25 protein-coding genes, 1 tRNA gene and 1 pseudogene are annotated in these 25,139 nt (G+C 60.5%); 2 read left to right on the plus strand and 25 right to left on the minus strand.

The features are described from left to right. Nucleotides 1–10 precede the first annotated feature (10 nt). The 24 genes and pseudogenes from flhB to HRU82_01440 form a co-directional block, all read right to left on the minus strand. The gene (gene flhB, locus HRU82_01325; protein ID QOJ33672.1) at nucleotides 11–1,093 is read right to left on the minus strand and encodes a flagellar biosynthesis protein FlhB; all 1,083 of its coding nucleotides are present in this window, start codon (nucleotides 1,091–1,093) and stop codon (nucleotides 11–13) included. Then, the gene (gene fliR, locus HRU82_01330; protein ID QOJ33673.1) at nucleotides 1,086–1,874 is read right to left on the minus strand and encodes a flagellar biosynthetic protein FliR; all 789 of its coding nucleotides are present in this window, start codon (nucleotides 1,872–1,874) and stop codon (nucleotides 1,086–1,088) included. The genes flhB and fliR overlap by 8 nt, the downstream gene beginning before the upstream one ends. A gap of 14 nt (nucleotides 1,875–1,888) precedes the next feature. Continuing rightward, complete coding sequence (gene fliQ, locus HRU82_01335; protein ID QOJ33674.1) at nucleotides 1,889–2,161, minus strand: flagellar biosynthesis protein FliQ; 273 nt, start codon at nucleotides 2,159–2,161, stop codon at nucleotides 1,889–1,891. Nucleotides 2,162–2,172: 11 nt separating this feature from the next. Then, nucleotides 2,173–2,973: a flagellar type III secretion system pore protein FliP gene (fliP, locus tag HRU82_01340; protein ID QOJ33675.1), complete on the minus strand. Its 801-nt coding sequence runs from the start codon at nucleotides 2,971–2,973 to the stop codon at nucleotides 2,173–2,175. Next, nucleotides 2,960–3,328, minus strand: a complete 369-nt coding sequence (locus tag HRU82_01345; GenBank protein ID QOJ33676.1) for a flagellar biosynthetic protein FliO — start codon at nucleotides 3,326–3,328, stop codon at nucleotides 2,960–2,962. The genes fliP and HRU82_01345 overlap by 14 nt, the downstream gene beginning before the upstream one ends. A 20-nt stretch (nucleotides 3,329–3,348) precedes the next feature. Next, nucleotides 3,349–3,606 (minus strand): annotated as a pseudogene (fliN, locus tag HRU82_01350) (flagellar motor switch protein FliN). A 144-nt stretch (nucleotides 3,607–3,750) separates the two neighbouring features. Then, the gene (gene fliM / locus HRU82_01355; protein ID QOJ33677.1) at nucleotides 3,751–4,722 is read right to left on the minus strand and encodes a flagellar motor switch protein FliM; all 972 of its coding nucleotides are present in this window, start codon (nucleotides 4,720–4,722) and stop codon (nucleotides 3,751–3,753) included. A gap of 25 nt (nucleotides 4,723–4,747) precedes the next feature. Next, nucleotides 4,748–5,287 carry a flagellar basal body-associated FliL family protein gene (locus tag HRU82_01360; protein ID QOJ33678.1) on the minus strand — a complete coding sequence of 180 codons (540 nt, stop codon included), beginning with the start codon at nucleotides 5,285–5,287 and terminating at the stop codon, nucleotides 4,748–4,750. 343 nt (nucleotides 5,288–5,630) lie between these two features. Further along, nucleotides 5,631–6,854: a flagellar hook protein FlgE gene (locus tag HRU82_01365; protein ID QOJ33679.1), complete on the minus strand. Its 1,224-nt coding sequence runs from the start codon at nucleotides 6,852–6,854 to the stop codon at nucleotides 5,631–5,633. Nucleotides 6,855–6,891: 37 nt separating this feature from the next. Next, nucleotides 6,892–7,185 (minus strand): hypothetical protein, encoded by a 294-nt coding sequence (locus tag HRU82_01370; protein ID QOJ33680.1) that lies wholly within the window; start codon nucleotides 7,183–7,185, stop codon nucleotides 6,892–6,894. Nucleotides 7,186–7,196: 11 nt separating this feature from the next. Beyond that, on the minus strand, nucleotides 7,197–8,729 hold the full coding sequence (locus HRU82_01375) for a flagellar hook-length control protein FliK (protein ID QOJ33681.1): 1,533 nt from the start codon (nucleotides 8,727–8,729) through the stop codon (nucleotides 7,197–7,199). 182 nt (nucleotides 8,730–8,911) lie between these two features. Continuing rightward, the gene (locus tag HRU82_01380) at nucleotides 8,912–9,580 is read right to left on the minus strand and encodes a hypothetical protein (GenBank protein QOJ33682.1); all 669 of its coding nucleotides are present in this window, start codon (nucleotides 9,578–9,580) and stop codon (nucleotides 8,912–8,914) included. Then, nucleotides 9,577–10,017, minus strand: coding sequence for a flagellar FliJ family protein (locus HRU82_01385; GenBank protein QOJ33683.1), 441 nt, complete (start codon nucleotides 10,015–10,017; stop codon nucleotides 9,577–9,579). Before HRU82_01385 ends, HRU82_01380 begins: the two co-directional genes overlap by 4 nt. Beyond that, the gene (locus tag HRU82_01390; protein QOJ33684.1) at nucleotides 10,014–11,321 is read right to left on the minus strand and encodes a FliI/YscN family ATPase; all 1,308 of its coding nucleotides are present in this window, start codon (nucleotides 11,319–11,321) and stop codon (nucleotides 10,014–10,016) included. Before HRU82_01390 ends, HRU82_01385 begins: the two co-directional genes overlap by 4 nt. Further along, complete coding sequence (locus tag HRU82_01395; protein ID QOJ33685.1) at nucleotides 11,311–12,360, minus strand: response regulator; 1,050 nt, start codon at nucleotides 12,358–12,360, stop codon at nucleotides 11,311–11,313. Before HRU82_01395 ends, HRU82_01390 begins: the two co-directional genes overlap by 11 nt. Beyond that, nucleotides 12,361–13,356 (minus strand): flagellar motor switch protein FliG, encoded by a 996-nt coding sequence (gene fliG, locus HRU82_01400; GenBank protein QOJ33686.1) that lies wholly within the window; start codon nucleotides 13,354–13,356, stop codon nucleotides 12,361–12,363. A 12-nt stretch (nucleotides 13,357–13,368) separates the two neighbouring features. Next, the gene (gene fliF, locus HRU82_01405; protein ID QOJ33687.1) at nucleotides 13,369–14,943 is read right to left on the minus strand and encodes a flagellar M-ring protein FliF; all 1,575 of its coding nucleotides are present in this window, start codon (nucleotides 14,941–14,943) and stop codon (nucleotides 13,369–13,371) included. A gap of 49 nt (nucleotides 14,944–14,992) precedes the next feature. Further along, entirely contained in the window at nucleotides 14,993–15,307 is a 315-nt protein-coding gene (fliE, locus tag HRU82_01410; GenBank protein ID QOJ33688.1) for a flagellar hook-basal body complex protein FliE, read from the minus strand. Between the two features lie 2 nt (nucleotides 15,308–15,309). Further along, nucleotides 15,310–15,759 carry a flagellar basal body rod protein FlgC gene (flgC, locus tag HRU82_01415; GenBank protein QOJ33689.1) on the minus strand — a complete coding sequence of 150 codons (450 nt, stop codon included), beginning with the start codon at nucleotides 15,757–15,759 and terminating at the stop codon, nucleotides 15,310–15,312. A gap of 61 nt (nucleotides 15,760–15,820) precedes the next feature. After that, nucleotides 15,821–16,228, minus strand: coding sequence for a flagellar basal body rod protein FlgB (gene flgB, locus HRU82_01420; GenBank protein ID QOJ33690.1), 408 nt, complete (start codon nucleotides 16,226–16,228; stop codon nucleotides 15,821–15,823). A gap of 160 nt (nucleotides 16,229–16,388) precedes the next feature. Then, nucleotides 16,389–17,810 (minus strand): sigma-54-dependent Fis family transcriptional regulator, encoded by a 1,422-nt coding sequence (locus HRU82_01425; GenBank protein QOJ33691.1) that lies wholly within the window; start codon nucleotides 17,808–17,810, stop codon nucleotides 16,389–16,391. Continuing rightward, nucleotides 17,807–19,102 (minus strand): PAS domain-containing protein, encoded by a 1,296-nt coding sequence (locus HRU82_01430; protein QOJ33692.1) that lies wholly within the window; start codon nucleotides 19,100–19,102, stop codon nucleotides 17,807–17,809. Before HRU82_01430 ends, HRU82_01425 begins: the two co-directional genes overlap by 4 nt. Then, nucleotides 19,099–21,270, minus strand: coding sequence for a tetratricopeptide repeat protein (locus HRU82_01435; GenBank protein QOJ33693.1), 2,172 nt, complete (start codon nucleotides 21,268–21,270; stop codon nucleotides 19,099–19,101). The genes HRU82_01430 and HRU82_01435 overlap by 4 nt, the downstream gene beginning before the upstream one ends. 173 nt (nucleotides 21,271–21,443) lie before the next feature. Further along, the gene (locus HRU82_01440) at nucleotides 21,444–22,859 is read right to left on the minus strand and encodes a sigma-54-dependent Fis family transcriptional regulator (protein QOJ33694.1); all 1,416 of its coding nucleotides are present in this window, start codon (nucleotides 22,857–22,859) and stop codon (nucleotides 21,444–21,446) included. A 236-nt stretch (nucleotides 22,860–23,095) separates the two neighbouring features. Here HRU82_01440 and HRU82_01445 point away from each other — a divergent pair. Together HRU82_01445 and HRU82_01450 are read left to right on the plus strand one after the other, a co-directional pair. Beyond that, nucleotides 23,096–23,171: transfer RNA gene (locus tag HRU82_01445), tRNA-Thr, on the plus strand. Nucleotides 23,172–23,367: 196 nt separating this feature from the next. Continuing rightward, nucleotides 23,368–23,733 (plus strand): PilZ domain-containing protein, encoded by a 366-nt coding sequence (locus HRU82_01450; GenBank protein ID QOJ33695.1) that lies wholly within the window; start codon nucleotides 23,368–23,370, stop codon nucleotides 23,731–23,733. Here the strand turns inward: HRU82_01450 and HRU82_01455 are convergent. Next, a complete protein-coding gene (locus HRU82_01455; protein ID QOJ33696.1) occupies nucleotides 23,720–25,132 on the minus strand; it encodes a sigma-54-dependent Fis family transcriptional regulator in 1,413 nt (470 codons plus the stop codon). The genes HRU82_01450 and HRU82_01455 overlap by 14 nt on opposite strands. Nucleotides 25,133–25,139 lie beyond the last annotated feature (7 nt).

Consider the following 25,139-nt stretch of genomic DNA (forward strand, 5'->3'; position numbering starts at 1 on the left):
CGCCGTCACCTCAGGCCGGGGGCAATGTACCGCGTACGCGGTACACGAAGGCGAGGATTTCCGCCACGGCGCGATACAGGTTTTCCGGCACCTCATGTCCCACTTCCACCAGTTTGTAGAGGGTCCGAGCCACAAGTTTGTTCTCGACGATCATGACGCCGTGGTGCCGCCCGATTTCGCGAATCTTTTCGGCCACGAAACCGGCGCCCTTGGCCACAACGATCGGGGCGCCCATCGCCTTGGAGTCATACCGCAGGGCAACGGCCAGGTGCGTCGGGTTGGTCACGATTACGTCGGCCGTGGGCACGGCGGCCATCATGCGCTTGCGGGCCATCTCGAGCTGCTTGCCGCGGATCTTGGACTTGACGGTCGGATCACCTTCCGCCGACCGCTGCTCTTCCTTGATCTCGTCGCGCGACATGCGCAGGCTTCGCTCCCATTCATAACGCTGATAGGCATAGTCGGCCGCACCGATCACCGCCGCCGCACCCGCCATCATCAGCGCGGCCTTGAACGTCGCCCATCCCACCGTCGACAAGAGGGTGTCGAGGCCAAACTCGCTTAAAGACAAAAATTGGGCCATGTCCCCCTTGACCGCCAGGTATCCTGTCCAGCCGATCGCCAGGATCTTGAGCCAGGATTTCACCAGTTCTGTCAGCGACCGGAGGGAGAAGAGACGGGACAATCCGCTGGCGGGATTGATACGGGACCAATCCCATTCCAAGCCGTCCTTGCGCCAGAAGAACCCCGTCTGCACTAAATTGGCGCCGACGCCGATCGCGGCGATGCCGCCGACGATCGGACCGAGCGTTAGGAAGACATCCGTCCCGATCTCTCTCAATAATAAGTGGAGGTGGTCCAGCTCCAGCGCCCGATGCGAACTGTCCTCCACCGACTTCGTGAGCCAGACCCGCAAGGTCTCACGCAATCGCTCCAAGATGCCTGGTGCAGTCCAGTAGAGCCCGCCCAGGCTCCCCAACAACCCGACCGCCATGGCAGCATCGCGACTGATCGCAAGTTGCCCCTTGCTCCGCGCATCCGCTTTGCGTTTCGGGGTTGCTTGTTCTGTGCGGTTCTGTGCGCTTTCAGCCATGGCCCAGCACCTTCAGCAACGCCAGCATGTTTTCGACCAGGGTCCTGAATTCCCGCTCGAACAGCGACAGGCTGAACGGCAAGGCCAGCCCCATGGCCAAAAGCCCTGCAGCGATCGTGATCGGAAAGCTGAGGACGAACACGTTCATCTGCGGGACGGCGCGGCCGAGAATCGACAAAATGGTGTTCACGATCAGCAGGGTCGCGAACACCGGCGCCGCCAATTGCAGCGCCACCGACAACATGTGCTGCGCGAGATGAATGATGTCGGCGGCCAGGTATTCGGAGAGGCGCGCGCTGAAAGGTGGCACGACGTCGTAACTCATCCCGATCGCGTGGACCACAAGCAGATGCGCATTAAGTGAGAGAAATACCAGCGACGCCAACGTCATATGGAATTGTGCGACGAGGGGCGCATTCTGATGCGACGTGGGGTCGAGCAACTGGACGGCGCTGAATCCCATTTGAGTGCCGATCAACTCACCGGCCACTTGAATGCCGGCAAACAGCAATCGAACCGCGAGTCCGATCGTGAGGCCGATGAGGAATTCGTTGGCCATGCCTGCGGCGACGAGAAGCGGATCGGTCGGCAGCTGGGGAAGCCGGATGACCGGCGTCAGAACCAATCCCAACATCGTCACCAGCCCGGCCTTGACCGGAATGGGGATCGTCTTGGTGTTGAGGATGGGAAACACGCTGATGATGCCGGCCACGCGGACCAGGAGAATGGAAAACGCCTGGAACTGCGGCAGCGCCAGATGCAACGTGTGGGCGGCATTCATCGCAGGTCGACCCCTTACGAATGGATCAGCATGGGGATGCTGATGATCAAGCGGGTCATGAATCCGATCAACTCCCCCATCATCCAAGGCAGGAACAGGAGCGTGGCCGCGAATACTGCCAGCACCTTGGGCACGAACGTCAGCGTCGCCTCGTTGATCTGCGTCATCGCCTGAAAGGTGCTCACCAGGAGGCCGACCACCAGACTCAGTCCCAGCACGGGGGCGGAGACCAGGAGGGTGGTTTCGATGGCCTGCCGGCCGATTTCTGTGACGGCTTCGATGGTCATGCGTCAGCCTCCTATTGGAAACTCTTGACCATCGATCCGACGACCAGATACCAGCCGTCGGCGAGGACGAATAGAATGAGTTTGAAAGGCAAGGAGATCATCACGGGCGGTAGGAGCATCATTCCCATGGACATCAACACGCTGGCCACCACCATATCGACGATGAGAAAGGGGATGTACAGCAGGAACCCGATCTGGAAGGCGATGCGGAGTTCGCTCAACACGAAGGCCGGGATGATGACATGCGTCGGGACCTCCTCGACCTGGGTGGGCTTCGGCGTGTGCGCCATCTCTAAGAACAATTCCAGGTCTTTGTCGCGCATCTGCTTCAGCATGAACGCGCGGATGGGCTGAATGCCCCGATTCCACGCCTCCTCATATCCGATCTGCTCGGCCAACAGCGGCTGCATGGCGTCCTTGTAAACCGCTTGTCCGACCGGCGCCATGACGAACATCGTCAGAAACAAGGCCAGGCTGATCAGCACCTGATTCGGCGGCACCTGCTGGGTTCCCAAGGCCTGGCGTAGAAACGACAGCACGATGACCATGCGGGTAAAGGAGGTCACCATGATGAACATGGCGGGTGCGAGCGAGAGGACCGTGAGCAGCGCCAGAATCTGCAGCACAGCCGCCACCTGCTTGGGTCCTCCCTGTCCAAGGTCCAAGGTCAGAGAGGGACTTTGAGCATGGGCGGCGGGCACTCCGACGACACAGCAAATCGCGAGCAGGCCGAACAGCAACGAGCAGGAGGGCCGTACGGGAAAGATACGCGCCCGCGTAGACGGTCGCGCTCCCGATTCACTGGGAGACATAGACCCCCTCCTGCCCTTCGCGCGAGGAGCCGTCACCCGAAAGTGGCAGGCCGCCGACGGCCGGAGGCTCCGCCAATAGTTTGCGCAGTTGCTCAGGATCGGTCACCTTTCCTAGCGGGATCAAGTCTGTGGCCGTCGTTCCCACAATCAGAACCTCGCCGGCCACGGCCACGACCATGACCTGTTTCCTGGCCCCGATTTGACCGCACCCGAGAATCTTGACCAGTGGTGTCCCGCTCACCTGCAGCCAGCGTCGCCCGAACGAGGAACGCGCCACGCCCAACAACGCTACGATCACCGCCAGCACCACGGCCAATGCCGAGCCCATCCGCACCACACTGTCCCACAGATCCATCCCGTCGCCTATTCCGTCGATTATCCGAGTTGCTGAATCCGTTGATTGGGACTGACCACGTCGGTCAGTCGGATACCGAACTTCTCATTCACCACCACCACCTCGCCACGGGCCACCAACTTGTTGTTGACCAGGACTTCCATCGGTTCGCCGGCGAGTTTGTTCAGTTCGATCACGGACCCCTGCCCTAACTGCAGCAACTCCCGGATCAACATGCGGGTCGACCCGATCTGCACCGTCACGTGCAACGGAATATCAAGGACGAATTCGATATTCTTGTTCCCCGGCACGACGCTTTGGTGCTCGACCTGCGGAAAGGAGGTCGGTTGTGGAGTAACGGCGGGGGCGGGGTTGGATTGGTCCGTCGAGTCGAGGGTGTCGTCAGTGCCCATGCGCAGTTCTCCTGTAGTCGCGATCCGAACTCAGCTCAACACGTTCGTCACACGGCAAGCGTGGTTGCCCTTGAACACGCCCGGTTGCCCGTGAAATTTCGGATCACCTTCCACGAGGCACACCATGGGGTCGCCGGGATGTTGGTCCAGAAGCAGCACGTCGCCCGGGGCAAAATTCAGCAGATCCTGCACGCTGATGGTGGCGGTGCCGAGCTGCACCGTCATGGCGACCTCGCATTCCCGCAGGGCATCCTTGAACCGGCTTCCCCAGCTGCTGTCCTGCTCCACATTGTCGGCGAAGAGCCCCGAGTACAATTTCTCTTTGATCGGCTCCAGCATGGAATAGGGATAGGCGATGAACATGTCGCGAGAGATGTCGCCCAAGTGCACCTGCAGGGTCACGACCACGACGATTTCGGAGCCCGTCACGACCATGGCGAACTGGGGATTGCTCTCCGAACGGCAGTAGCCGATCTTCAGTTGCATGACCGCTTGCCAGGCCTTTTCCAGATCGACGAGGGCCTGCTGCACCAATTTCTTGATCAGGCGGACCTGAATGGGCGTGAACTCCCTCCCCTCCGGCTTCACGTGTGTCTGCACCTTGCCGCCGAAGAAGAAATCCACGATCAAGTAGACCAACATCGCATCCAGAATGAACAGCCCGTTTCCGCGGAGCGGCTCCATCATGAACAGGTTGAACGAAGAGGGCACCGGCACCTTCTGGATGAAGTCGCCGAACTTGATGATCTGCGTCCCGACGACGCTGAATTCGATCTTCTCCCGCAGCAGGCTGCTCCAGGAAATGGATTGCTGCCGCGTGAATCGATCGTTGATCATCTCCATCGTGGGCATGCGCCCACGAATGATGCGTTCCTGGCTGGTGAGGTTGTAGGCCTTGATGCCGCCCGGGGCTTCCTCTTCCTTGGGAGTCGTATCGACTTCCCCGGACATGACGCCGCCCATCAAGGCGTCGATTTCTTCCTGAGACAGTATCTTGTCCATGAGTCTTCGGCGATCTCGCGCAGCGCTACTGGATGACGAATTCGGTGAAGTAGGCGGACTTCACGGCTTTCTTCGGCAACAGGCCGTTGATGCGTTGGGTCACATCCTCCCGCAACTTGTGTTTGCCTTGTGGGGACCGCGCGGTGACCGAATCCAAACTCGTCAGCAGCACCAGGATGGCGTCTCGGATCTGCGGCGTGCGCGCCTTCACGTCTTCGACGGCGCCGAACCCATCCATTTCCAACTTGATCGTGACCTTCAGGTAGCGCACTTCGGGCGAATCGGCGAGATTCACGATGAAGGGATCGAGGTCGGCGATGGCGGCAGTGCCGCTGGCGACGCCGTCATGCCCCCCGTCCTTGGGGGCCGATTCGCCATGGCCGCCGGCCTTTTCAGCCTGGCCTTCCGCTGCAGGCTTCTCAGCCGCAGAAGGCGCCATCATCTTGAACATCGCAAAGGCTCCACCCAATCCAAGGATCAGCGTTCCCAAGACCATCATGATCACGACCTTCATAGGAATGCTGGCCGGTGGTGCGGGGAGCTTCTCTTCAGCTGCTTCTGCCATACGACCCTCCTGGGAACATTGGTTGCCGGGGCGGTAGGTTGTGCAATGCATATGCCACGGGGGAGCCGCATTGGTGCTGTAGACATGCGACAAACCCACGCGCGATTCCATGCAAACACAAGGGGTTCACCGATAACGACGAAGAGGCGCCTTCGACGAGAAGGTGAGATGAACGGGATTGTCACGCTGCTGACGCGCCCACTTCGCGCGCCGACAGATTGTTGACGACCGAGGGGTGTGCCGGAAGAGGCGAATGCGGACGGCAAACAGGAAGGACGCTCGGTAAAAATTACCGCCCGCGAGTCCGACGCGCCCCACGGAGGCGCGTCGGAACCAGGTCCTGTTACCGCTTGAGGTTGACCAACTCCTGCAGCATTTCATCACTGGTCGTGATGGCGCGGGAATTGGCTTGGAAAGCGCGTTGGGTAATGATCATGTCCACGAACTCTTTCCCGAGATCCACGTTCGACTGTTCCACCGTCCCGGAGAGAATTCGCCCCAATCCGTTGACCGTTGGCGCGCCGACTAAGGCCGCCCCGGACTCCAACGTTTCGATGAAGTGATTTTCGCCCGCGTTCGAGAGTCCGTCAGGGTTCGTGAAGCGGTTCAGCACGACCTGCGCCAAGGCGCGGGTTTGACCGTTCGTGAACTGACCCACGACGCGACCCTGCTCATCCACCGTAATCCGATCCAGACTGCCGGACGAATAGCCGTCCTGCGTCTGACTGATCACGCCGGAGGCGGAGCCATACTGCGTCATCGATGACAGATCCAGCGTCACGGTCTGGGGAGAGGTGGCGCCGTTGGTCAAGGTGGCCGTGATCGTCTGCGTACCTCCGGCCGTCAGGGCACCGCTCGCATTGAAGGTCATCGCGGTTTGTGCCGCCGCCGCACCGCCGTCGATCTGCGAGTACACACCCCACGTATTCGCGGCGGTCTTTCTGAAGAAGAGCTGCAACTGATGGCCGTTCCCCAACGAGTCATAGAAGGTCATACTGGTGGCGAAGTTATAGGTCGTCGCGTCGCTCTCGCTGAATGCGGCCGAGGGTGCCGTGGCATTCGCATTGAGGTTGCCGAGGATTTCTCCGCTGCTGGTCGCCTGGGGCGAGACCGCGCTCGAAGACAGGGTAATCCCCCCGATGGTGCTGGTGATATTGCCGTTGGTGTCTGCCTGGTAGCCCTGCAGGAGCGCTCCGCTCGAATCCACCACCTGCCCCAGACTGTCCACCGTGAATTGCCCGGCGCGGGCATAGAAGTTGGCGCCCGCGCTGTTGCGCAGGAGGTAAAAGCCGCTTCCGTCGATCGCGAGGTCGAAGGTGTTCCCCGTCGTTGTCATCGAGCCTTGGGAAAAGTTCTTCTGCACGTCGTTCATGTAGACGCCCAACCCGATCTGGTCGCTTCCTGATCCACCGGCCAGACTCGAGGAGATCAGTTCTGAAAACGTCGCTCGGCTGGACTTGAAACCGGCGGTCCCGACGTTGGCGATGTTGTTCCCGATGACGCCCATGGCGTTGCCGTAGGAACTCAATCCCGTAACCGCAGTGAACATCGAGGTCAAGATACCCATGCTGCCTTCCTCCTTGTCACTAAGCGCGTGCCGCCTTTTAGGCGACGGCCGTCTCTGTTTCCGTCTTGCCGTTGTTCTGTGCCGCTTCTTGTAAAGACACGCTCTTCTCCATCAGCGTGACCAACTTGGACATCTGCTCGAGCTGCGAGAACTGCGCCGTCTGGGCGATGAACGCCTGGTCGTCGACCGGCTTCAGCGGATCCTGATGCTGCAACTGGGTCATCAACAATTTCAGAAAGTCGTCCTGCCCCAGCGGCTTCGGCCCGTCGCTGGTCTTGAGTGCCGTCGAATCGCTCGTCGTCTTTTGCGTGATGATCTTCGAAAAGTCCATCGCTCCTCCGATCAGGCAAAAATACTCACGCGCCCGTTGCCGTACATCTCCGTCGTCGCCCGAGTCTGACGGTCTTCATCCTTGCTCCCCGTCGGTCGGCCGGAACCTCCTCCCGAGCGTGCCTGCTGCTGAAACTCCCAGGCCTGCTGACCGCCCCCCTGCTGCTGATCCACCGTGACCCGCAACATGCCCATTTCCAATCCCGTGGTCCGCAGCGAAGATTCCAGCGAGGGCCCCTGTTGGAGGAGACCGTGACCGAGCGCGCCATGTTCTGTTCGGATGTGGGCGTGCACCGTCTGGTCGCTCATCATGACGCGCAGGCGCAGGGGCCCCATGTCCAGCGGATCAAGATCCAGCGTGACGCTCTGGGAAAAGGACGTGCTCTCCCGCAGTTCGCTCACACGCTCCGCTGCCGCGGCATGGCGCACCGATGCGTTTCCAGTGGCCTCACCGGCCGAGAGCCCATCACTGGCTATTGTCGCGGGCTGATTCGTCACGGCCATACGTTCCTGGAACGAGGTGCGCATCGCGCCCTCATCCGGCCTGGCCTGTTGTGCGGCAGATTGGTCCCCTGGCGGCTGGTTGAGCAAGTCGTGCTGAGGCTGCTCTTGGGATGGCTCGAAACTGTGATGCCGGCCTGACTCAGTGCTTTCAGCTCCCGACAGCGCAACCGCCGCCTGGGGAGCCTCTTGCGAGGGTCGCTCCGCAGCTTCGCTCTTCTGCTCCGCCATCTTCATGGTCGGAACGGTCATCTTACCTTCGATCGGCTGAGCGGGCTCCTCCTCAACCCTGTTGACCAATTCGGCCGGCACCTCGTCATGATTGGCTGGTTCTTGCTGCATCGGTTGGACGAGAGGTTCGGTCCGCTTCTCGGCCTTGTTCTCGCTCGCTTTCACCTCGCCAGCCTGACCCGGAACGGACAGATTGGCCTGGGCCTCGGTCTCTTCTCCCTCAAGAATTGGACCAGCGTGGCCCTGCTCGACCGCCGTTGGTGCGGTGACGGAGGAAACTGCCTCTACCGTGGATTCGGCGGCCTCGGCAGGGCTCCCCTCCGACGAAACCGAACCATCCTCGTTCGGCTGTGCGACCAAGGCTGCAACCTGCTCGGCGGACAGGGGAGAGACAACCGCTGCCAACAAGATCTCCGCCGGCTGCCCTCGTTCGCTTTTCTTTTGATCTTCGGATTCCTCCGACGCGGAGGGCTTGGCACGGTCGCTTTCGGCAACCTTCTCGTTTTTCGACGCCTGTTCTCCTATCGCTGGCCGCTCCTGTTCCTTGTCGATGATGTTTTGTGATGACTGTTCGGGCTTCGAACTCGAAGCTGGCGAGCGTTTCGCCTGAGAGGACTGTGTCGATGTCTGCCGCGGCCTGGAAGCGCCAGGCTCTGCAGAGAGGCGTCTGGTTTCCGCTCGCTCGAGGATTGATTCGAACCGACTCCCCGTCCCGATTACCGGACGCCCTTCGTTGCGCTCGCCCAGTTCCACGCCCGACCTGCCGCCCTGCGTTGGAAGGTGCCCCATCAATCTCTGAAGATCTATGGCCATGGTCTTTCCCATCCTTGTGGTGACTGCTCCCTCTTTACAAAGGCCATGCCATTCGCGGTTGTACGCAAAGGCCTTGTAAATCTGGAGCCTGCGCTGACGATGACAAGGATTGAGAAGCAGGAAGCGGAAGTTTCTGCAGGCGGTCTCGGCAAAACCTGCCGATGGGACACGGTGCGTGGAGACTACGGAGTGGTGAGGAGCTGCTCGGTCAGTCGGGCAGCGCGCTCAGGCTTTACCTCGGCGAGGATGGCGCCCGCAAACTTGCCCTTAAGCAGGCGCAGCACCTCAACAGCCTTCCGCTCCGGCATGCGTTCGAGACGGGCCGCCGCCTCTTCCGGGGGCATGGCCTCGTAAATCTTCACGAGTTGCGTCTGATTCACGTTGCGCGGGCCGGCTTGAGTTTTCGGGTCCTTGGGCTTGTCGGCTTCAGCGGCCGGCTTGGCCTTCGCCGCAGCCTGACTGCGCTTTTTCTCCGCCTCGACCATCTGTTCATGGCGGGTCACGATCTGTTCGAGTTCCGCCTTCAGCTCCAGCAGATGGGTTTCACTTTCCCGTATGGCCGCCTCGCGTTGATCCAGAAGCCGCCGCCGCTGCTCCAGCATTTCATGAATTTCTCGGGGAGCCATGGTCGCCGGTCCCTGAAGGGCACCCGAGGGAACGTCCGGCTCAGGCCCTTGCTGAGCCGCCCCTTGTCGGCTCGGTTGCGGAGCCGGTTGCTTGCCGGTTTCATCCGCAAGAGCGAACGAAGCCGCCAGACTCAGCACCAGCACGCAGCAGCACGACTGGATGACCGCACCGCGCCTCAGGCCATGCTGCATGTCGGTGGTCTCGGCCGGACGTTCCGCGCTCATTCCCGTTCTCCCGGTCTCAGGGGATTTCTTCGCCAGGCCCGTTCATCGAGCAAGGCCTGGTCCTGACGTTCCTGCCGACGCCTCTGCTCCTGCTGCGCCCGGCTTACCAACAGATCCAATTTCTTTCGATCCCGCATGGCCTCGAGCACCGCGTCACGCTTGGTTGCCCACTGGCTCTGCAGCGAGGTCTGCCGCTCTTCCATGCGCTTTCTGGTTTCAAGGGCCTGGTTCATGGCGTCGAGGGGGGCGAACAATTCCTCCGCCGTCCCGCCCCGGCGCGCCTGTTCCAGGTACGTGTCTGCATCGCACCCGGCCCGCGCCTCCAAGCGCGCGATCCGATCGTTCCACTCCTGCAACTCACGCGCAGCCTCCGCGAGTTCCATCCTGGTCGCGTCCTCCCGTTGCAGCGCATGGGCGCGAAGGACCGTCAGGTTCATTTAATCTTTCCCGCCAGGGCCATCAACTCATCCAGCGAACGAGAGAATCCGACCGGCTGCTGAATTTCCTGCCGCAGGAACGCCGTGATGTCGTCGTGCGCCGACACCGCCTTATCCAACTCTTTGCTGGTGCCGGGCTTATAGGCCCCGAGGGTGATCAAGTCTTCCGATCGACGATACAGAGCCGTTCGTTCCAAGACCAAACGCGCCGCCGCATAGTGCGCCGGCGTCACGATATCCCGCATCACTCGGCTGGTACTGTGCATGATGTCGATGGCCGGAAAATGGTTACGTGCGGCGAGCTCTCGAGACAGCACAATATGGCCGTCCAGGATAGACCGGACGGCATCAGCGACGGGATCGTTGAGATCGTCGCCGTCGACCAGGACGGTGTAGAGGCCGGTGATGCTGCCGCCGCTCTGAGCCGTGCCGACCCGTTCCAGCAGCTTCGGCAGCACCGCGAACACCGAGGGCGTATATCCTTTCGTGGTCGGAGGTTCGCCGATCGCCAGGCCTACCTCACGCTGGCTGTACGCCAATCGAGACAAGGAATCCATCATGAGCAGGACCTGGTTCCCCCGATCGCGAAAATACTCCGCGATAGCCGTCGCCACCAGCGCGCCGCGGATGCGGACCATCGGGGGTTGATCGGAGGTTGCTACGATGACCACCGAACGCGCGCGGGCTTCCGGGGTAAGGTCACGCTCCAAGAACTCCTTCACCTCGCGCCCCCGTTCGCCCACCAAGGCAATGACCCTGACATCCGCCTGGGTGTAACGGCTGATCATGCCCAACAGGACACTCTTACCCACGCCGGATCCCGCGAACACGCCGATCTTCTGCCCCTGCCCGCAGGTCAGCAGCGCGTTGATCGCCCTGATTCCCAGATCGATCGGTTCCGTGATCCTCGCGCGATGGAGCGGATTCAGCGGGGTGGCGTGGAGCGGCACCCGCGACTCGGCACGCACCGGCGGCAAGCCGTCGAGGGGATGGCCGAGTCCATCGAGGATCCGGCCCAGCATGTCCGGCCCGACCGGAACGGAGGCGACGTGCCCCTTCATCACCACGCGGCTGCCCGGCCCGATGCCCTGCATTTCTCCCAGCGGCATCAACAGGACGCGATCTTCGCGAAAGCCCACCACCTCCGCCATGACCGTCCCCTGCCCGCCCTCACGGGTGATCTCACAGACTTCTCCCACGGACGTGAAGGGGCCGGATGCTTCGATGACGATGCCGACCGCCTGGGCGACGCGCCCGGTGACGGACAGCGGTTCGACCTGCTCCAGACGCTCGCTAAGCTTCATCGGTCTCTCGCTTTCGTAGGGCTTCTCCCAACCGCAACAACTGGCTGTCCAGCGTCGCATCGATCAAGAGGCTCGAGGCCTGCACGAGACAGCCACCAGGGCTGATGCCGGGATCCGTTTCAAACTTCAGGGTCAGCGAGCCATGGGGCGTTTGGCTCAATGCCGAGCGCGCCCCCTCCAAGGCCGGCAAGTCCGACGGATGAATACGAATGCGGACCAGGCCGCTTTCGTGCAAGTGACTGAGCGCGCTGCGCACCTGGGTCACGATCGCGTCGCGTTTCTCCGCCACCAGATCACGCAGTACCTTCTGCGCGATCATGAACGCCAGGGAGGCGACTTCCTCTTCCACCGTTTCATGCAGACCACGCCAGGCCTCTTCGAGTTTGGCTCCCAACGAGGCCACCAGCACCTGTTCCTTCTGCCGCACAGCTTGTACCCGTTCAAGGGCGCGCTGCTCGCCTTCGGCGACACCCCGCTCGTACTCCGTCACCTTGTCCTTGTCAGGCGGCTTGCTGCCGGGAGTAAAATCGGCCAAGGGCACCGTCCGCAGGCGAATGTTCCCCGAACGAATCAGCGTGTTCTTGAGCACGGTGTTCTCCTGCCGCAAACGATAGAGTTCCAGCAGTCTGGCGACGGTCAGGTTCACCAAATCCAGTTGGAAAGGTTTGGTCAGGAAATCCGCCGCGCCGGACTTCATCGCCCGTACGGCCAACTCGATATTGCCGTGGCCGGTCATTACGATGCCGAGCAAGCGACTGTCGATTTCGAGGGCGCGCTCCAGAAGGGCAATGCCGTCGGTGCCGGGCAGTTGCACGTCGACCATCAACACCGCGACCGGATGGACGTGCAGGTGGGCCAAGGCCTCTTCGGCAGATCCGGCGGTGATGACCACCTGTCCCGCCGCACGGAGCAATTCACTCAGCAGTTCGCAGATGGGCGGCTCATCATCGACCACCAGGATCGCGCGCGGCGCCAATTCCTTGTCGGGTGCGGCGGCTGGCGTCCTGGGTGAGGCCTGACGCGCGGCAGCGGCTCCCATTTAGACCAATGCCTCGCCTGACCCGCCGCCGACGACGATGCGGCCTTCTTCTTCCAGTTTGCGGCAGACCTTCAGGATGTTCTGTTGCGCCTTCTCGACATCCGACACCTTGACGGGTCCGCGTGTGTCCATGTCTTCCTTGAGCATTTCCGCCGCCCGACTCGACATGTTCTTGAGGAACTTCTCCTTCACCTCCGGCGTGGCGCCACGGAGGGCGATGGGAAGGTCTTCCTTGCTGATCTCCTTCATCAACTCCTGCATCGAGCGGGAATCCAAATCGATCAGGTCGTCGAAGACGAACATGAGGGCCCGGATGCTATCCGCCAGCGCCTGGTCCCGTTCCGTGAGCTTGGCCATGATGGCGCCCTCGGTGTTCTTGTCGATGCGCGTCAGGATGTCCGCCATCAGTTCCGTGCCGCCGACCGACATGCTGGACACGCCCATCGACGCCGACAGAATTTCCTGCAGGCTGTCGCTCAGTTCAGCCAGCACGTCCGGCTGCACCTCTTGCATGGTCGCGAGCCGCAGCGATACATCGGCATGCAGATGCACCGGCAGCAGCGCCAACACGGCGCTGGCCTGTTCGGCCTCCATCTGACCCAAACAGACCGCAATCGTTTGGGGATGTTCGACCTTCAGAATCTGAGAGACCGTCCTGGCGTCCACCCACTTCAGCGCATCGATGCCCGGATAGGTCTTCGTGTTGAGAGATTCCATGATGCGCGCGGCTTTTTCCGGACCTAAGGCCTTTTTGAGGATCGTTTCCATGAACTCCTTTCCCTCAAACTGGACCTCGCCGGAAGAGCTCGCCTGTTCGAATTCCGCGATCACGCTCTCTTCTTCCTGTTTCGTGATATTGGCCGTTTCTTTCATGAAGGTCCCGAGCTTCCGAATGTCTTTCGGATCCAGCGCCTTCATGACCGCGGCCGCGGCCTCTTCTCCGATCGCCCGCAGCAGGATCGCGGCCTTCTGTGCCCCGCTCAACTGTTTATTCATGATGGAGACCGATTAGGCGTTGCTCTTCAACCACTGTTTGACGACCACAGCCGTGTTGGCAGGATTGCTCTTGGCCATCTCCAGGATCTGGGACGGCTGCTTCCCGCTGATGGCGGCTTCGACTTGCCCCACGGAGGCGGGCAGCGCGGGAGTTTGGCCGTCGGTCGCCGCGGGGGCCGACTGAACCAACATCGCCATCAAGGGCCGCACGACCAAGAAGAAGATCAGGAAGAACAGCAGTCCCCCGACGGCATACCGCACGTAGGGCATCCACGCCTTCGTGGAATCCGAGGCGGCTTCCACCCCGACGCCGACCGGTTCCTCCGCGCCCAGACCGAACTGGATGTTCACCACCTCGACCTGGTCCTGGCGCTCGGCGGAATAGCCCATCGCCTTCTTCACGATCTCCTCGATCCGCTTCATTTCCTCCTCCGACCGGGGCACGTACTTCTTCGGCTCTTCCTTTTTTGTCTCCTCGGCTGCGCCTTCCGCCGGCTTTGCGCCACCTTCATAGATCCCGTCGACCAACACGGCCACGGACAATTTCTTGATGGTCCCGGTCGGCTCCACGATTCGTGACACCGTTCGGCTGATCTCGTAATTCACCGTCTCGTTCTTGGTCTGGTTGCTGTTCGAGCTCGTCTGACCGCCTTCGGTTTCCGTACCTCCCGGCACGTTCGATTCCACGCCGGGCACGCCTCCCGACATGGCATTGACACCGCTCGACTTCTCCTGTCCGCGCTGCTCGCTCCGCACGACCTGTCCGTTCGGATCAAACCGCTCCTCCGTCGTCTCGATCTTTCTAAAGTCGAGCACGCTCGACACCCGAACCACGGCCTTGTTCACTCCCACGATCTTTTCCAGCATCGACTGAATGCGGGTTTCGATGTCTTTCTCCAGCGTCCGCTGATATTCCAGCTGCGTGCCGGAGAGGCCGGCCGATTCGTCGCTGGAGGTATTGGACAATAGGTTCCCGTGGCCGTCGACCACGGTCACGTCCCGTGCTTGAAGGCCTTCGACGCTGCTGGACACCAGGTGGACGATCCCCTGTACCTGAGCCTTCGACAGCGAACGGTTCGCCCGTAACGACAACACGACCGATGCCCGCGCACGGTCCTGCTCCGTGGCGAACAGGCGACGCTCCGGCACGGCCAAATGCACTCGTGCCCGCTCGACTTCCGGCATCTGGGTGATGGTCCGCGCCAGTTCGCCCTGCAGCGCCCGGCGGTAGTTCAGTTTCTGCACGAAGTCCGACATGCCCATGGTAGTGCGATCGAAGATCTCATACCCGACCCCGCCGCCATGCGGAAGCCCTTGGCCCGCCATTTCCAAGCGCAGGTCATGGACCTGGGCATTGGGAACCAGGACCGTCGTGCCGCCGTTGGCCGTCTCGTACGGCACCTTGGCATCCTTCAACCGATCGAGGATGGAGGACGCATCCTCCGGCGCCAGATTCGCAAACAATACCTGCATGTCCGGTTGCTGCGTCCAGAGAGTCACGGCGATCATACCGGCCACGGAGCCGGCCAGGGCGAGGAGAATGATGAGACGCTGGTTGATCGTGAAGTGGCTGAACTTTTCAAACATAGGCGATGCTGTCCTTTGATCGGGAAACCTGCGCCCCGGCTAGTCGTGCTTAGATCTGCATGCGCTGAATCTCTTCGTAGGCGGTGACCAACTTGTTGCGCACCTGCATCATCAGCTGGAACGACACATCTGCCTGTTGCAACGCCACCATCGTCTGATGAATGTTGTTGCTCTGTCCGGTTACCAAGGCCTCGACCGCTTGACTGGCGCCCATTTGCGCGTCGTTGATGCTGCTGATGGCGTCTTTGAGCGAGCCCAAAAAGTTCGTGCCGGCCGCGGCTTCGTTCGCCTGCCCTCCCCCCATGCCTTCTGCCCCCTCGATAGGCCGGGGGAGACTCACGCCTGGAATGCGGATATCCGACATACTTACCTCCCGATCTCCAGTGCACGATTCCACATCGTCCGGCTGGCATTGATGGCCTGGACGTTCGCCTCGTAGGCCCGGGATGCGCCGATCATATTGACCATCTCCTCCATCACATTGACGTTCGGCATCGTGACGAAGCCGTTCTTGTCGGCATCCGGATGCCTGGGATCGTAGATGGACTGCCCGGGCTTCTTGTCCTCGATTACCTTGGCGACCTTCACCCCTTCGACGGCATGGCGTGCGGGTCCCGTGGTGACCTGACGAAAGGCCCGCTGGAACGGCGCACCGATCGGCGCCGACTCGAACACGACGTCCCGGCGCTTGTAGGGGCCGCCATGGTTGGTTCGCGTCGATTGGGCGTTCGCGAGGTTGCTGGCGATGACGTTCAAGCGATGCCGTTGGGCATCCAGCGCGGAAACCGACACAGCCAGACTATCCGTTAAATCCATCACACACCTCTCTGTGGAATGATCATGGTTGGCGCAGGTGACAGGGCGTTACGCCTCGGCATCAACGCCCCTCGCGAACGGCACTCAGCAACCCACGGAACTTCATGCTCAAGATGGCCGCCGCCGTGTTGTATTGCTGCGCGTTGTCCGACATCTTGGCCATTTCCAGCTCGATGTTGACCGTGTTGGCATCCAGCGGCAGGTCCCCGGCCGGTACCTCTTCGATTCGGGCGGTCACCTGCTGATACCCCCTGCCCTTCGGTCCGATGTGTCGTGGATCCGTCGATGCCAGCGTGACGGGCAATTTTCCCCGTTGCGCATCGGCCAAGGCTTGCCCGAAATTTAGATCCTTAGCCCGATACTTGGGTGTTTCTTCATTGGCAATGTTGGCTTGAATGATTTGCTGCCTCGCTCCACGAAGGTCGAGCGATCGCCCAAGCAGCTGGATCGTCCTGTCGAAAATGGTCATGGCGTGACGCTCCTTTTTCCTGGCTCGGCGAAAAATGCAAACGGTGTACCGAACAACCCCCTGCCGAGCGCCGGTCCCCCGAGGTTCCTGTTTCACAGGGTCAGCGCACACCAGGCAACTCCGGCAACGCTAGGCAAAATGTGCCGGCACCCTGTGCGCTTTATGCCTTCTCTGTCGCGACCGGATACCCCATCTCGCGATACTCGCGTAACTTGTTCCGCAGCGTCCTGATGCTGATGCCCAATTCCTTCGCCGCATGGGTTCGGTTGTCTTTGACGCGAGCCAGCGTCTTGAAAATCAGCTCTCGCTCCATCTCCCACAAGGATCCATGGGTGGAGGGTATCGCCGCGGCAGGCAGAGGCGGCTCCCCTTCCCGCACCGGAACCGCCCCATCCCCAAGCATCAGGTGATCAACATCGATCGCTCCACCGCCAGCCACCAACACGGCGCGTTCGATGACGTTCTCCAATTCCCGAACGTTCCCCTTCCAAGTTCGACTCTGCAGGTCCGCGACGGCGCGGTCGGTCAAGGTCGGTGAGGTAATCCCATTCCGCTGCGCCGAAGCCCGAAGGAAATGTCTTGCCAGAAGCGGAATATCGCCCGACCGCTCACGCAACGGCGGGACGCTGACCGGAAACACGTTCAGGCGATAGAACAAGTCCTCGCGAAAACGGCCTTGCGTCACTTCGTGATAGAGCGACCGATTCGTGGTCGCAATCACTCGAATGTTGACCGGCACCGGCTCGCGGCCGCCCACGCGATCCACCTCACGCTCCTGCAAAACTCGTAACAGCTTCGCCTGCAAGCCCAGATTCATTTCGCTGATTTCGTCGAGGAAGAGCGTGCCGGTATGGGCCATTTCAAACTTCCCCAGTTTCTTGTTCAGCGCGCCGGTGAAGGCGCCGCGCTCATGGCCGAACAACTCGCTCTCCAGCAAGCTGTCCGGCAAGGCGGCGCAATTGAGCGCCACGAACGGACGATGGGCGCGAGGACTGCGGGCGTGGATGTAGCGAGCCAGCAGTTCCTTTCCTGTCCCACTTTCACCGCTGATCAACACGGTGGCTTGACTGGACGCCACCCCTTCCAACGTCGTCAACAGCCGGATCATCCCGGGGTCCTGGGTCAAGATCGCACGAGCCTCGGTGGTCGCCGGCGCATCCTGTTCGTCCGTGGCCGTCGTGGCCTGCAGATTGAGGATCACCCGCTCGAGCAGATCGGTCGAAAACGGCTTCAGGATATAATCGTTCGCCCCGCACTTCATGGCTTCCACCGCCGTCTCCACCGTGCCGTAGGCGGTCATCAGGACGATGTAGGTGTGGGGCGCCTTCTGCTTGATCGCCTTGACCAAGTCCAGCCCGTTGAGCCTGGGCATCTTCAGGTCCGTCACCACCAACCACGGTTTCATACGTTCGACCTGTTCGATGGCGTCGGCCCCGTCCACCGCGCCCTTCACCTGGTACCCCAGACGGCGCACCGTCTCCGACAACGCCGTCCGCATGGAGGGCTCGTCATCAACAATCAACACGACCCGCGGCTCTTCGGTCGACGCGGATGCTCCCTCCACCGCTTGCTGCACGCTCATGCCTCGTTCTCCTTTTCAATAACTTCCCAGCGCTCTCCGCTCTTCTCGAATCGTTTGAACGGAACGAGCGCCCCCTCTGAGTGAGAGGCTTCCGAACGGGGTCCATGCGGCAAGGTCATCAAGAACGACGTCCCCTGCCCCGGACGGCTCTCCACGTCGATGCGTCCCTGGTGGGCCTCCACCAAGGCATGGACGATGGCCAGACCGAGCCCCGTCCCATGGTCTTTGGTCGTGAAGAAGGGGTCGAAAATTCTGCCCTGCAGGTCCTGCGGAATCCCCACGCCGGTATCACTCACGGTGATGGAAACCGCCGGAGTTTCATCCCAGCGGACGTGCGGAAGGTCGACCGCCACCGTCAGCACCCCGCCGCTGGGCATGGCCTGAACGGCATTCAGGACCAGGTTGAGCAAGACCTGCTTCATCTTGCCCTCATCACACCAGATATGGGTCACATTCGGATGGAGGATGCGGCGGACTTCCACCGAACCGGGAGCGATGGCATGGGCCGCCATCGTCAGCACCTCGTCGAGCAGGGCCTCTACGCCATGCCAGTCGACTTTGGAACAATCGGGTTTCGTGTAACTCAACAGGTTCGCCAACAATCGGTCCATCGATTGCACGGCGACCGAGATATGTTCGGCATAGACCCGCAGATGAGGTTGCTCACGGAGATCGCGCCGGAGCAGCGACGCAAACAGCTCCACGCTCCCGAGCGGATTTCTGATCTCGTGCGCGATGCTGCCGACCATTTGCCCCATGGCTTCCAGTCGGTTCCGCCGCTGCAGACGGCTCTCCAACTGACGGACGCGGGTGACGTCATGTATCAGCACCAACCTCCCGATCAAGGCCCCCGCCTCATCGGTCATATCGGTTTGCGTCAACACGATGGCGCGGCCGTTCGGCAGCAGGACGGGATAGTCGCCGTGATCCCGTCGCAGCTCCCGCAGAATGTCGGCGGCGCGCCGCCCTTGCAACGACGCCTGAGCAACCCCGAGCAGCCGTTCGGCCGAATGGTTGCAGCGTTCCACCATGTCCTGCTGGTCGGCCACGATGACGCCCGTGTCCAGCGACTCGAGGACCGCCGTCACATGGGCGCGCATCGCCTCGGTCTGGCGAAGAGTCTCGCGAAGGCTCTCATTGGTCTGCGCGAGTTCGAGGTCCATCTGTTGAAGGCGCGCGGTCAAGGCCTCGTAGGACTGTTGCAGAATGGTGGCCGCTTGGTCGAAATCCTGGAAGGCTCTGGTTAACAGGTCGTTCTTCGATTGATTGGCATCACACGACTTGACCGTCACCGGCGCCCTCCCTGCCCGACCTGCACCTGCGGGACATCGGCTTGCAACACGCCCGCCATGCGTTGGACCAGGCTATCGGTATGTTCCCCCAACACTCGAAGGCCGCCGCGCGCCAGATCTTGCCGCTTGGTCTCCTTCGCCAAGCGGACGATTTGAAATTGGATCCAAATCGTCTGGTCGGCGCTCGGCCCTGCGATCAACGCCTGTTTGTAAAGGGCCAGGGCCGGCTCAGATCGTTTGGCATAGGCCAAGGCATCTCCATAATGCATGAGTTCCGTCGCCGTCATCTTGGCCCCTTCCTTGGCTGCGGCATCGAACAGGAGGGCGGCTTCGGTGTATTGCTTCGTGGCACTGAGGGCATCGGCCAGCTTCAGTTGCACGATCGCCCGATCTCGATGGCGCGGATGATGCTGCAGCCACTGACGCCCGATCCGAATCAGGCCGGCGACGTTGCCTTCCCGCCGAAGAGCGGTGAACAATCCCATCAGGGCCTCCCCGGTAAACTTGCCCGTCGGATACTGGAGCCGGTAACGTTCGAAGACCGATTTGGCCGCATGAGGATCCTTTTGCTCGAGGTAGCTCTGTCCCAGCCCGATGAGCGCCTCCTCGTGGAAGGACTCTGCTTTCTGATCACGGATCAGGTTCTGGTACAACTTGGCCGCCTTGACGGGAAACCCGACTCGTTGGTGCGCGTCGGCGACTTCAAGCAGGAGTTTTGTACCGGCATACAATCGGTCGGCCTTGGGGCCGTGGCGGTGGAACAGATTCACCAGTTCGAAGTCATCCCCCGCATTCCAAGCTGTTTCCATCCGCGGCTGCAAAAAGATCTTCAACCGAGCCCCGCACTTGGCCGGCCAGGGATCGTCGTCAAATCGCCCTGTTCGCATGACGCCCTGTTCGTAGGCCGCTAACGCCTCATCCTGCTTGCCGATCCGTTCGAAGGCCTCGCCCAAGTGGAACAGGGCTTCGCTCCCCACGGATGAATCTTCATATTGCTTCACACTCTCCTGAAACAGGCGCCGAGGGCTGACCGTCTCACCGGGCTCCAGTTGAAGATTCGAAAGGTGCGCCGTCACGGTCTGACGAAGATTGACGATTCCGTCCTCGGGATCACGATGCTCTTGCACATCGGCATACCGAATACGGGCGGTTGCGGCCACAGGAGCATCGGGATACTGAGTGAGCAGGGCTGAATAAAAGAGCTTGGCTTCCTCCCAATCGCCGGTCTCCCGATAACTGTCGGCAATCCGTCCGAGCACCGTCGGGTTTTCCGGTCTCACGGGATACAAATTGTAAAAATGCAGGAGTTGCTCCCGCATCACCGAAAGACGGTGCGCGTCCCCTGCCGTATCCGCATAACGCAGCAAGGCGTAGGGATCCTTTCGCAGCTCGGCCGGCCATCGAGCGGCAATCATATCGAACACCGCATCCGCATCCTTCATCCGACCCTGCCGATACAGGCTATGGGCCTGCCCGAGCGAAGCGGCCACGGCCAGGCTTGCATCGGTGGTACGCTTGAGGACCGTCTCAAACGTTCGTTCGCTGTCCTTCCATTGACCGGCGCCTTGGAACGCGTAACCTAGCCCCAACATCGCTCTCCCGGCGTCGTAGGAGTCACTCTCGACTTGGCTGAGAGCATGTTGGTAGGCCACCTGCGACTCCTGGTACCAGCCTTCCATGCGGTAAATATCCCCGACTCTCCAGCCCGCACGCTTGGCGTTGAGTGACCTCGACTCTTCCCGCATCAGGGCCTTGTATTGCTCCACAATTTCCATCGGACGGACGTCGGATTGCCCGCTGGCCAATGCGATTTCCCCGAGAAACACCCGAACGGCGGTCAGCAGTTTCGAACGGGGATACTCACGGAGAAGAGGTTGAAAGGCGAGGCGCGCTTCGACCGGTTGCCCTTGGCCATAGAGCTGAACCGCTCGTTCGAACCGTCCCCACTCGGGCAGATCCTGGAGCCGCTCATACCGAGGCCCTGGATCCGGCAAACGCCGCTGAACCAAGTCGGACGGCTCCGGAAGGGTGGAAAGCAGAGTCTGCCGATTCGTGGGCGCGCTCTCGGCTGCGCTACTCTTTGTGCAGACGACAGAGAGCAGGCAGAGGGCGAAGATCGTCGGGAGAAGGACAGAGGCATGCGAAGCAGTAGCGGCTGAGACCTGCATGGTGAGCGGAATTCAGCAAGTCCCATGCCCTCTGGAATGCCGCAGAAACCGGTCATCTGCTTATGAAAGAGCGAGGAGGGAGTTTTTTGCCTGGTACCGCTGTCAGGAAACCCAACAGGTCTGAATCAGGCCGGGTCAAGGAATTGACAGGCGAGAGGCAACGCGGAGCTCCCCTAGTTTTGAATGGAGTAGCCGTGACTCTTGGGGTCAAACCCCTTGCGTTTCAGTTTCTCCACCAAGGTCGTGCGATTGACCTGCAACAGTTGCGCGGCTCGGCTCGTGATTCCGTTGGCTTTTCGGAGGGCTTCTCCGATCAGTTGATTTTCGTACTGTTCCAATTCCTTGGTCAGATTGATGCCATCTTCGGAAAACCGGATGAAATGTTCAGGCATATCGGCCCCCTTCCCGGCGGCCGGTTTGGCCGGACGTTCGGGAAGATCGGCAAGCGTAATCCAGCCCTTCCGCTTCAGGACGGTGAGGCGTTCGATCATATTTTCCAATTCGCGGATATTGCCCGGCCACTCTTCCTCCATCAACCGAGCCAGCGCGTCCGGTTCGATACCCAGGATTTCAGTCCTCCGCAACTGGTTGAACTGCGCAATAAAATGGTTCACCAGTAGTGGAATGTCGCTGCGACGCTCTCGGAGCGGAGGAATGTGGATAGGAATGACGTGGAGCCGGTAATACAGATCTTGCCGGAAGCGGCGGTCCTGAACCGCTTGGGCCAGGTCTTGATTCGTCGCGGCAATAATCCGCACATCGACGTTAATCGTCCTGGTCCCACCAACCCGCTCGAAACAGCGTTCCTGTAAGACACGCAGGAGTTTGACCTGCAAGGGCAGACTCATTTCCCCCACTTCGTCGAGAAAGATCGTCCCGCCATGAGCCAATTCGAACCTTCCCAGTCTCGTGTGAGCCGCCCCCGTGAAGGCCCCCTTTTCATGACCAAAGAGCTCTGACTCCAGAAGATTCTCAGGGATCGCTCCACAATTCACCGGCACGAGCGGACGGTCCCGTCGCATGCTGTTGAAGTGGAGCATCTTCGCGATCAGTTCCTTGCCTGTTCCACTCTCGCCTTGAATCAACACCGTGCTGTCGCTGTCGGCAACCTTCTCCACGAAGTCCAGCACCGTCCGCATCGGCGCGCTGGTTCCCACCAGATGTTCCAGCCGGTATTGGTCGCGCACGGCTTTGCGGAGCAGATGATTCTCTTGTTTCAACTTGTAGACGTCGAGCGCCTTCTTCACCACCACCGCGACGGTATCCGGTTCAAACGGTTTCGTAATGAAGTCGAACGCGCCGGCCTTCATGGCACGAACGGCGTAATCGACCGTGCCGTAACCGGTCATCACGATTGCAATGATCTTGGAATCAACCTTGGAGATACGATCGATGGTTTCCAGCCCGTCGATGCCGGGCATTTGCAGGTCGGTCACCACGACGTGAACCGGCTGGTCCTTGACGGCCTCGACCCCTTCCAAGCCATTGGACACGACGGTCACCTGATGCCCTTCCGCCATCAGCGTTTCCGCCAAGAGCCCCCGCACCGCAGGGTCATCATCGATCACCAGGATGTGAGATTGACTCATAACGCACCCCTCTCCGCTCCAGCAGGAACGCCACGGATGACCGAACCCAGCAACGACGGCATATTGCATCGATGCCGATGGATTTGCGCTTCTATCACAGGCAGGGTCAGCTTATTGGGAATTTGTACTTTATTCAAGTAAAACCAGGACGCAGCAGCAAGGCACTCACACTGATGGACAAGCTTGACACCTTGAACCAAGCACGGTAGGTTTCCCTCGGTCACAACCCCTCGCACGCTGGCGTAGCTCAATCGGCAGAGCAGCGGTTTTGTAAACCGCCGGTTGGAGGTTCGATTCCTCTCGCCAGCTCCACTTTCACCATATCCCGTCGTTTACACACTTCCGCGCCGACGATGACGGAGTGATGCCTTAGGGCTCAGCCCAATCTCCAGCCTCACTTCTTGAATCGATACTTCCAGGGGATAGGCTCATCCCACCTGTGGAAGTACAGTTCGTGGCAGGGACGCGTGACCGTAGCCCGGCGCATCATCACTGATAAGGAGGCACCATGCAGGCTCGATATAGTGGACGGGTTCCCATCAACTGTGGGGTCGTGTTCGCCGGAGAACAGGCGGTGGGTGAAGGCAGGGTTCTCAATCTTTCCCTTCCGGGCTGCCTGATAGAAAGTTCAAAACCGCTGGCCGCCTGTGAATACTTGCGGCTGCGCCTCTTCCTGCCGAAGTCACTCCGTCCCTTGAATGTTCCACTTGCTGCGGTGAGATGGTCTCAAGGCGGAAGGGCCGGCGTGGAATTCATTCAGACTGCGCGAGAGGAGCAGGCTCAGCTCACACGGTTCTTTCGGCAACAGTCAAGCCGCGCGGATGAAGATGAACGAGATATCTGGCAATCCGAGCGGACGGTTAATCATCGGTGAGCGCTTCTGTTTCCGTGAGTTCCGGAACACTCTTCTCGACGCGGTTTTTCACCATAGAGGGATGCAGCCCATACTTCTTCAACATCTTGTAAAAATCCGCGCGGTACCGACCGGCAAATTGCGCGGCCCTGGAAATATTCCCTCCGGTCAACTGAAGTACATTTTGCAGGTAGGAACGCTCGAAGTCCTCTTTGGCTTCGGTCAAGGGCTTCAAAGTCATGTCTGATGACACCCCGATCGCAGGCAGAAGATCCGGCGACACCATGTCCTGCGTGGACATCACCACCGCCTTCTCTACGGCATTCTCGAGTTCACGAACGTTCCCCGGCCAGGGATAGACCATCAGGCGATGCATCGCCGACGGCATAAACCCCCGGACGTCCTTGCCGGCAAGTTTGGCGCTGTGGCGCAGAAAGTGTTGGGCCAACAGCGGGATGTCGTCCTTCCGATCTCGCAAGGGCGGAATGCACAACGGCACGACGGAAATCCTGTAGTAGAGATCGTGGCGGAATGATCCCCCCTTCACCGCTTCATTCAAGTCTCTATTTGTGGCCGCAAGAATGCGCACATCTACCTTCGTGGCATAATCCGCCCCCACCTCGCGCACCTCCCGTTCTTGGACGGCCCGCAACAATTTCACCTGCATCGGCAATGGCATTTCGGCGATCTCGTCGAGAAAGAGCGTGCCGCCGTTCGCGCTTTGAAAGAGTCCGCGTTTTGTTGCGACGGCACTGGTAAAGGCGCCGCGCACATGACCGAACAGTTCGCTTTCGAAGAGCGTCTCGCTGATCGCAGCGCAATTCACCGCCACAAACGGCCCCTTGGCTCGCCGACTGTTCGCATGGAGCACGCGAGCAAGCACCTCCTTGCCGGTTCCGGTCTCGCCGGTCAACAGAACAGTGGCGTCGGAATCGGCTACCTGCGCAATTTGCTGAAACAGTCGCTGCATCGCCGCGCTTCTCGCCACGACGTTTTCCAAACCGTACAACTCCCTGACCAGCGATTTCAGTCGTTGGATCTCACGCGTCATCCGATGTTGGATCAAGGCCTTGTCGATGGTCGCCTTGAGTTCCCTATCATCGAAGGGTTTGGTAAGGTACCCGAACGCTCCGCGCTGCATGGCTTCAACGGCGTTGGGAATACTCCCATGAGCCGTTAGAATAATGACCGGCAAACCCGGTTGTACGCGCAACAACTCCTCCGTCAGCACAAGCCCGTCCTCGCCCCGTAGGCGCAGATCCGTAATCGCCAAATCGTATGTTTCTCGACGGGCCGCCACGAGGGCATCCGAACCGGCCGCGCAGAGGGTCACGGTAAAACCTAGCGAGGATAAGCGCATCCTCAACAGATGCAGCAAACCCTCATCATCGTCTATCACAAGAATCCGCTCTTGCTCCATCGACATC

The organism is Nitrospira sp. (assembly GCA_015709715.1).
In the GTDB taxonomy this organism is placed as follows: Bacteria; Nitrospirota; Nitrospiria; order Nitrospirales; family Nitrospiraceae; genus Nitrospira_A.

Bases quoted from the DNA above. Each gene is read 5' to 3' on its own strand.
- flhB (QOJ33672.1), bottom strand. From the start codon at position 1,093: ATGGCTGAAAGCGCACAGAACCGCACAGAACAAGCAACCCCGAAACGC.
- fliR (QOJ33673.1), bottom strand. From the start codon at position 1,874: ATGAATGCCGCCCACACGTTGCATCTGGCGCTGCCGCAGTTCCAGGCG.
- fliQ (QOJ33674.1), bottom strand. From the start codon at position 2,161: ATGACCATCGAAGCCGTCACAGAAATCGGCCGGCAGGCCATCGAAACC.
- fliP (QOJ33675.1), bottom strand. From the start codon at position 2,973: ATGTCTCCCAGTGAATCGGGAGCGCGACCGTCTACGCGGGCGCGTATC.
- HRU82_01345 (QOJ33676.1), bottom strand. From the start codon at position 3,328: ATGGATCTGTGGGACAGTGTGGTGCGGATGGGCTCGGCATTGGCCGTG.
- fliM (QOJ33677.1), bottom strand. From the start codon at position 4,722: ATGGACAAGATACTGTCTCAGGAAGAAATCGACGCCTTGATGGGCGGC.
- HRU82_01360 (QOJ33678.1), bottom strand. From the start codon at position 5,287: ATGGCAGAAGCAGCTGAAGAGAAGCTCCCCGCACCACCGGCCAGCATT.
- HRU82_01365 (QOJ33679.1), bottom strand. From the start codon at position 6,854: ATGGGTATCTTGACCTCGATGTTCACTGCGGTTACGGGATTGAGTTCC.
- HRU82_01370 (QOJ33680.1), bottom strand. From the start codon at position 7,185: ATGGACTTTTCGAAGATCATCACGCAAAAGACGACGAGCGATTCGACG.
- HRU82_01375 (QOJ33681.1), bottom strand. From the start codon at position 8,729: ATGGCCATAGATCTTCAGAGATTGATGGGGCACCTTCCAACGCAGGGC.
- HRU82_01380 (QOJ33682.1), bottom strand. From the start codon at position 9,580: ATGAGCGCGGAACGTCCGGCCGAGACCACCGACATGCAGCATGGCCTG.
- HRU82_01385 (QOJ33683.1), bottom strand. From the start codon at position 10,017: ATGAACCTGACGGTCCTTCGCGCCCATGCGCTGCAACGGGAGGACGCG.
- HRU82_01390 (QOJ33684.1), bottom strand. From the start codon at position 11,321: ATGAAGCTTAGCGAGCGTCTGGAGCAGGTCGAACCGCTGTCCGTCACC.
- HRU82_01395 (QOJ33685.1), bottom strand. From the start codon at position 12,360: ATGGGAGCCGCTGCCGCGCGTCAGGCCTCACCCAGGACGCCAGCCGCC.
- fliG (QOJ33686.1), bottom strand. From the start codon at position 13,356: ATGAATAAACAGTTGAGCGGGGCACAGAAGGCCGCGATCCTGCTGCGG.
- fliF (QOJ33687.1), bottom strand. From the start codon at position 14,943: ATGTTTGAAAAGTTCAGCCACTTCACGATCAACCAGCGTCTCATCATT.
- fliE (QOJ33688.1), bottom strand. From the start codon at position 15,307: ATGTCGGATATCCGCATTCCAGGCGTGAGTCTCCCCCGGCCTATCGAG.
- flgC (QOJ33689.1), bottom strand. From the start codon at position 15,759: ATGGATTTAACGGATAGTCTGGCTGTGTCGGTTTCCGCGCTGGATGCC.
- flgB (QOJ33690.1), bottom strand. From the start codon at position 16,228: ATGACCATTTTCGACAGGACGATCCAGCTGCTTGGGCGATCGCTCGAC.
- HRU82_01425 (QOJ33691.1), bottom strand. From the start codon at position 17,810: ATGAGCGTGCAGCAAGCGGTGGAGGGAGCATCCGCGTCGACCGAAGAG.
- HRU82_01435 (QOJ33693.1), bottom strand. From the start codon at position 21,270: ATGCAGGTCTCAGCCGCTACTGCTTCGCATGCCTCTGTCCTTCTCCCG.
- HRU82_01440 (QOJ33694.1), bottom strand. From the start codon at position 22,859: ATGAGTCAATCTCACATCCTGGTGATCGATGATGACCCTGCGGTGCGG.
- HRU82_01450 (QOJ33695.1), top strand. From the start codon at position 23,368: ATGCAGGCTCGATATAGTGGACGGGTTCCCATCAACTGTGGGGTCGTG.
- HRU82_01455 (QOJ33696.1), bottom strand. From the start codon at position 25,132: ATGGAGCAAGAGCGGATTCTTGTGATAGACGATGATGAGGGTTTGCTG.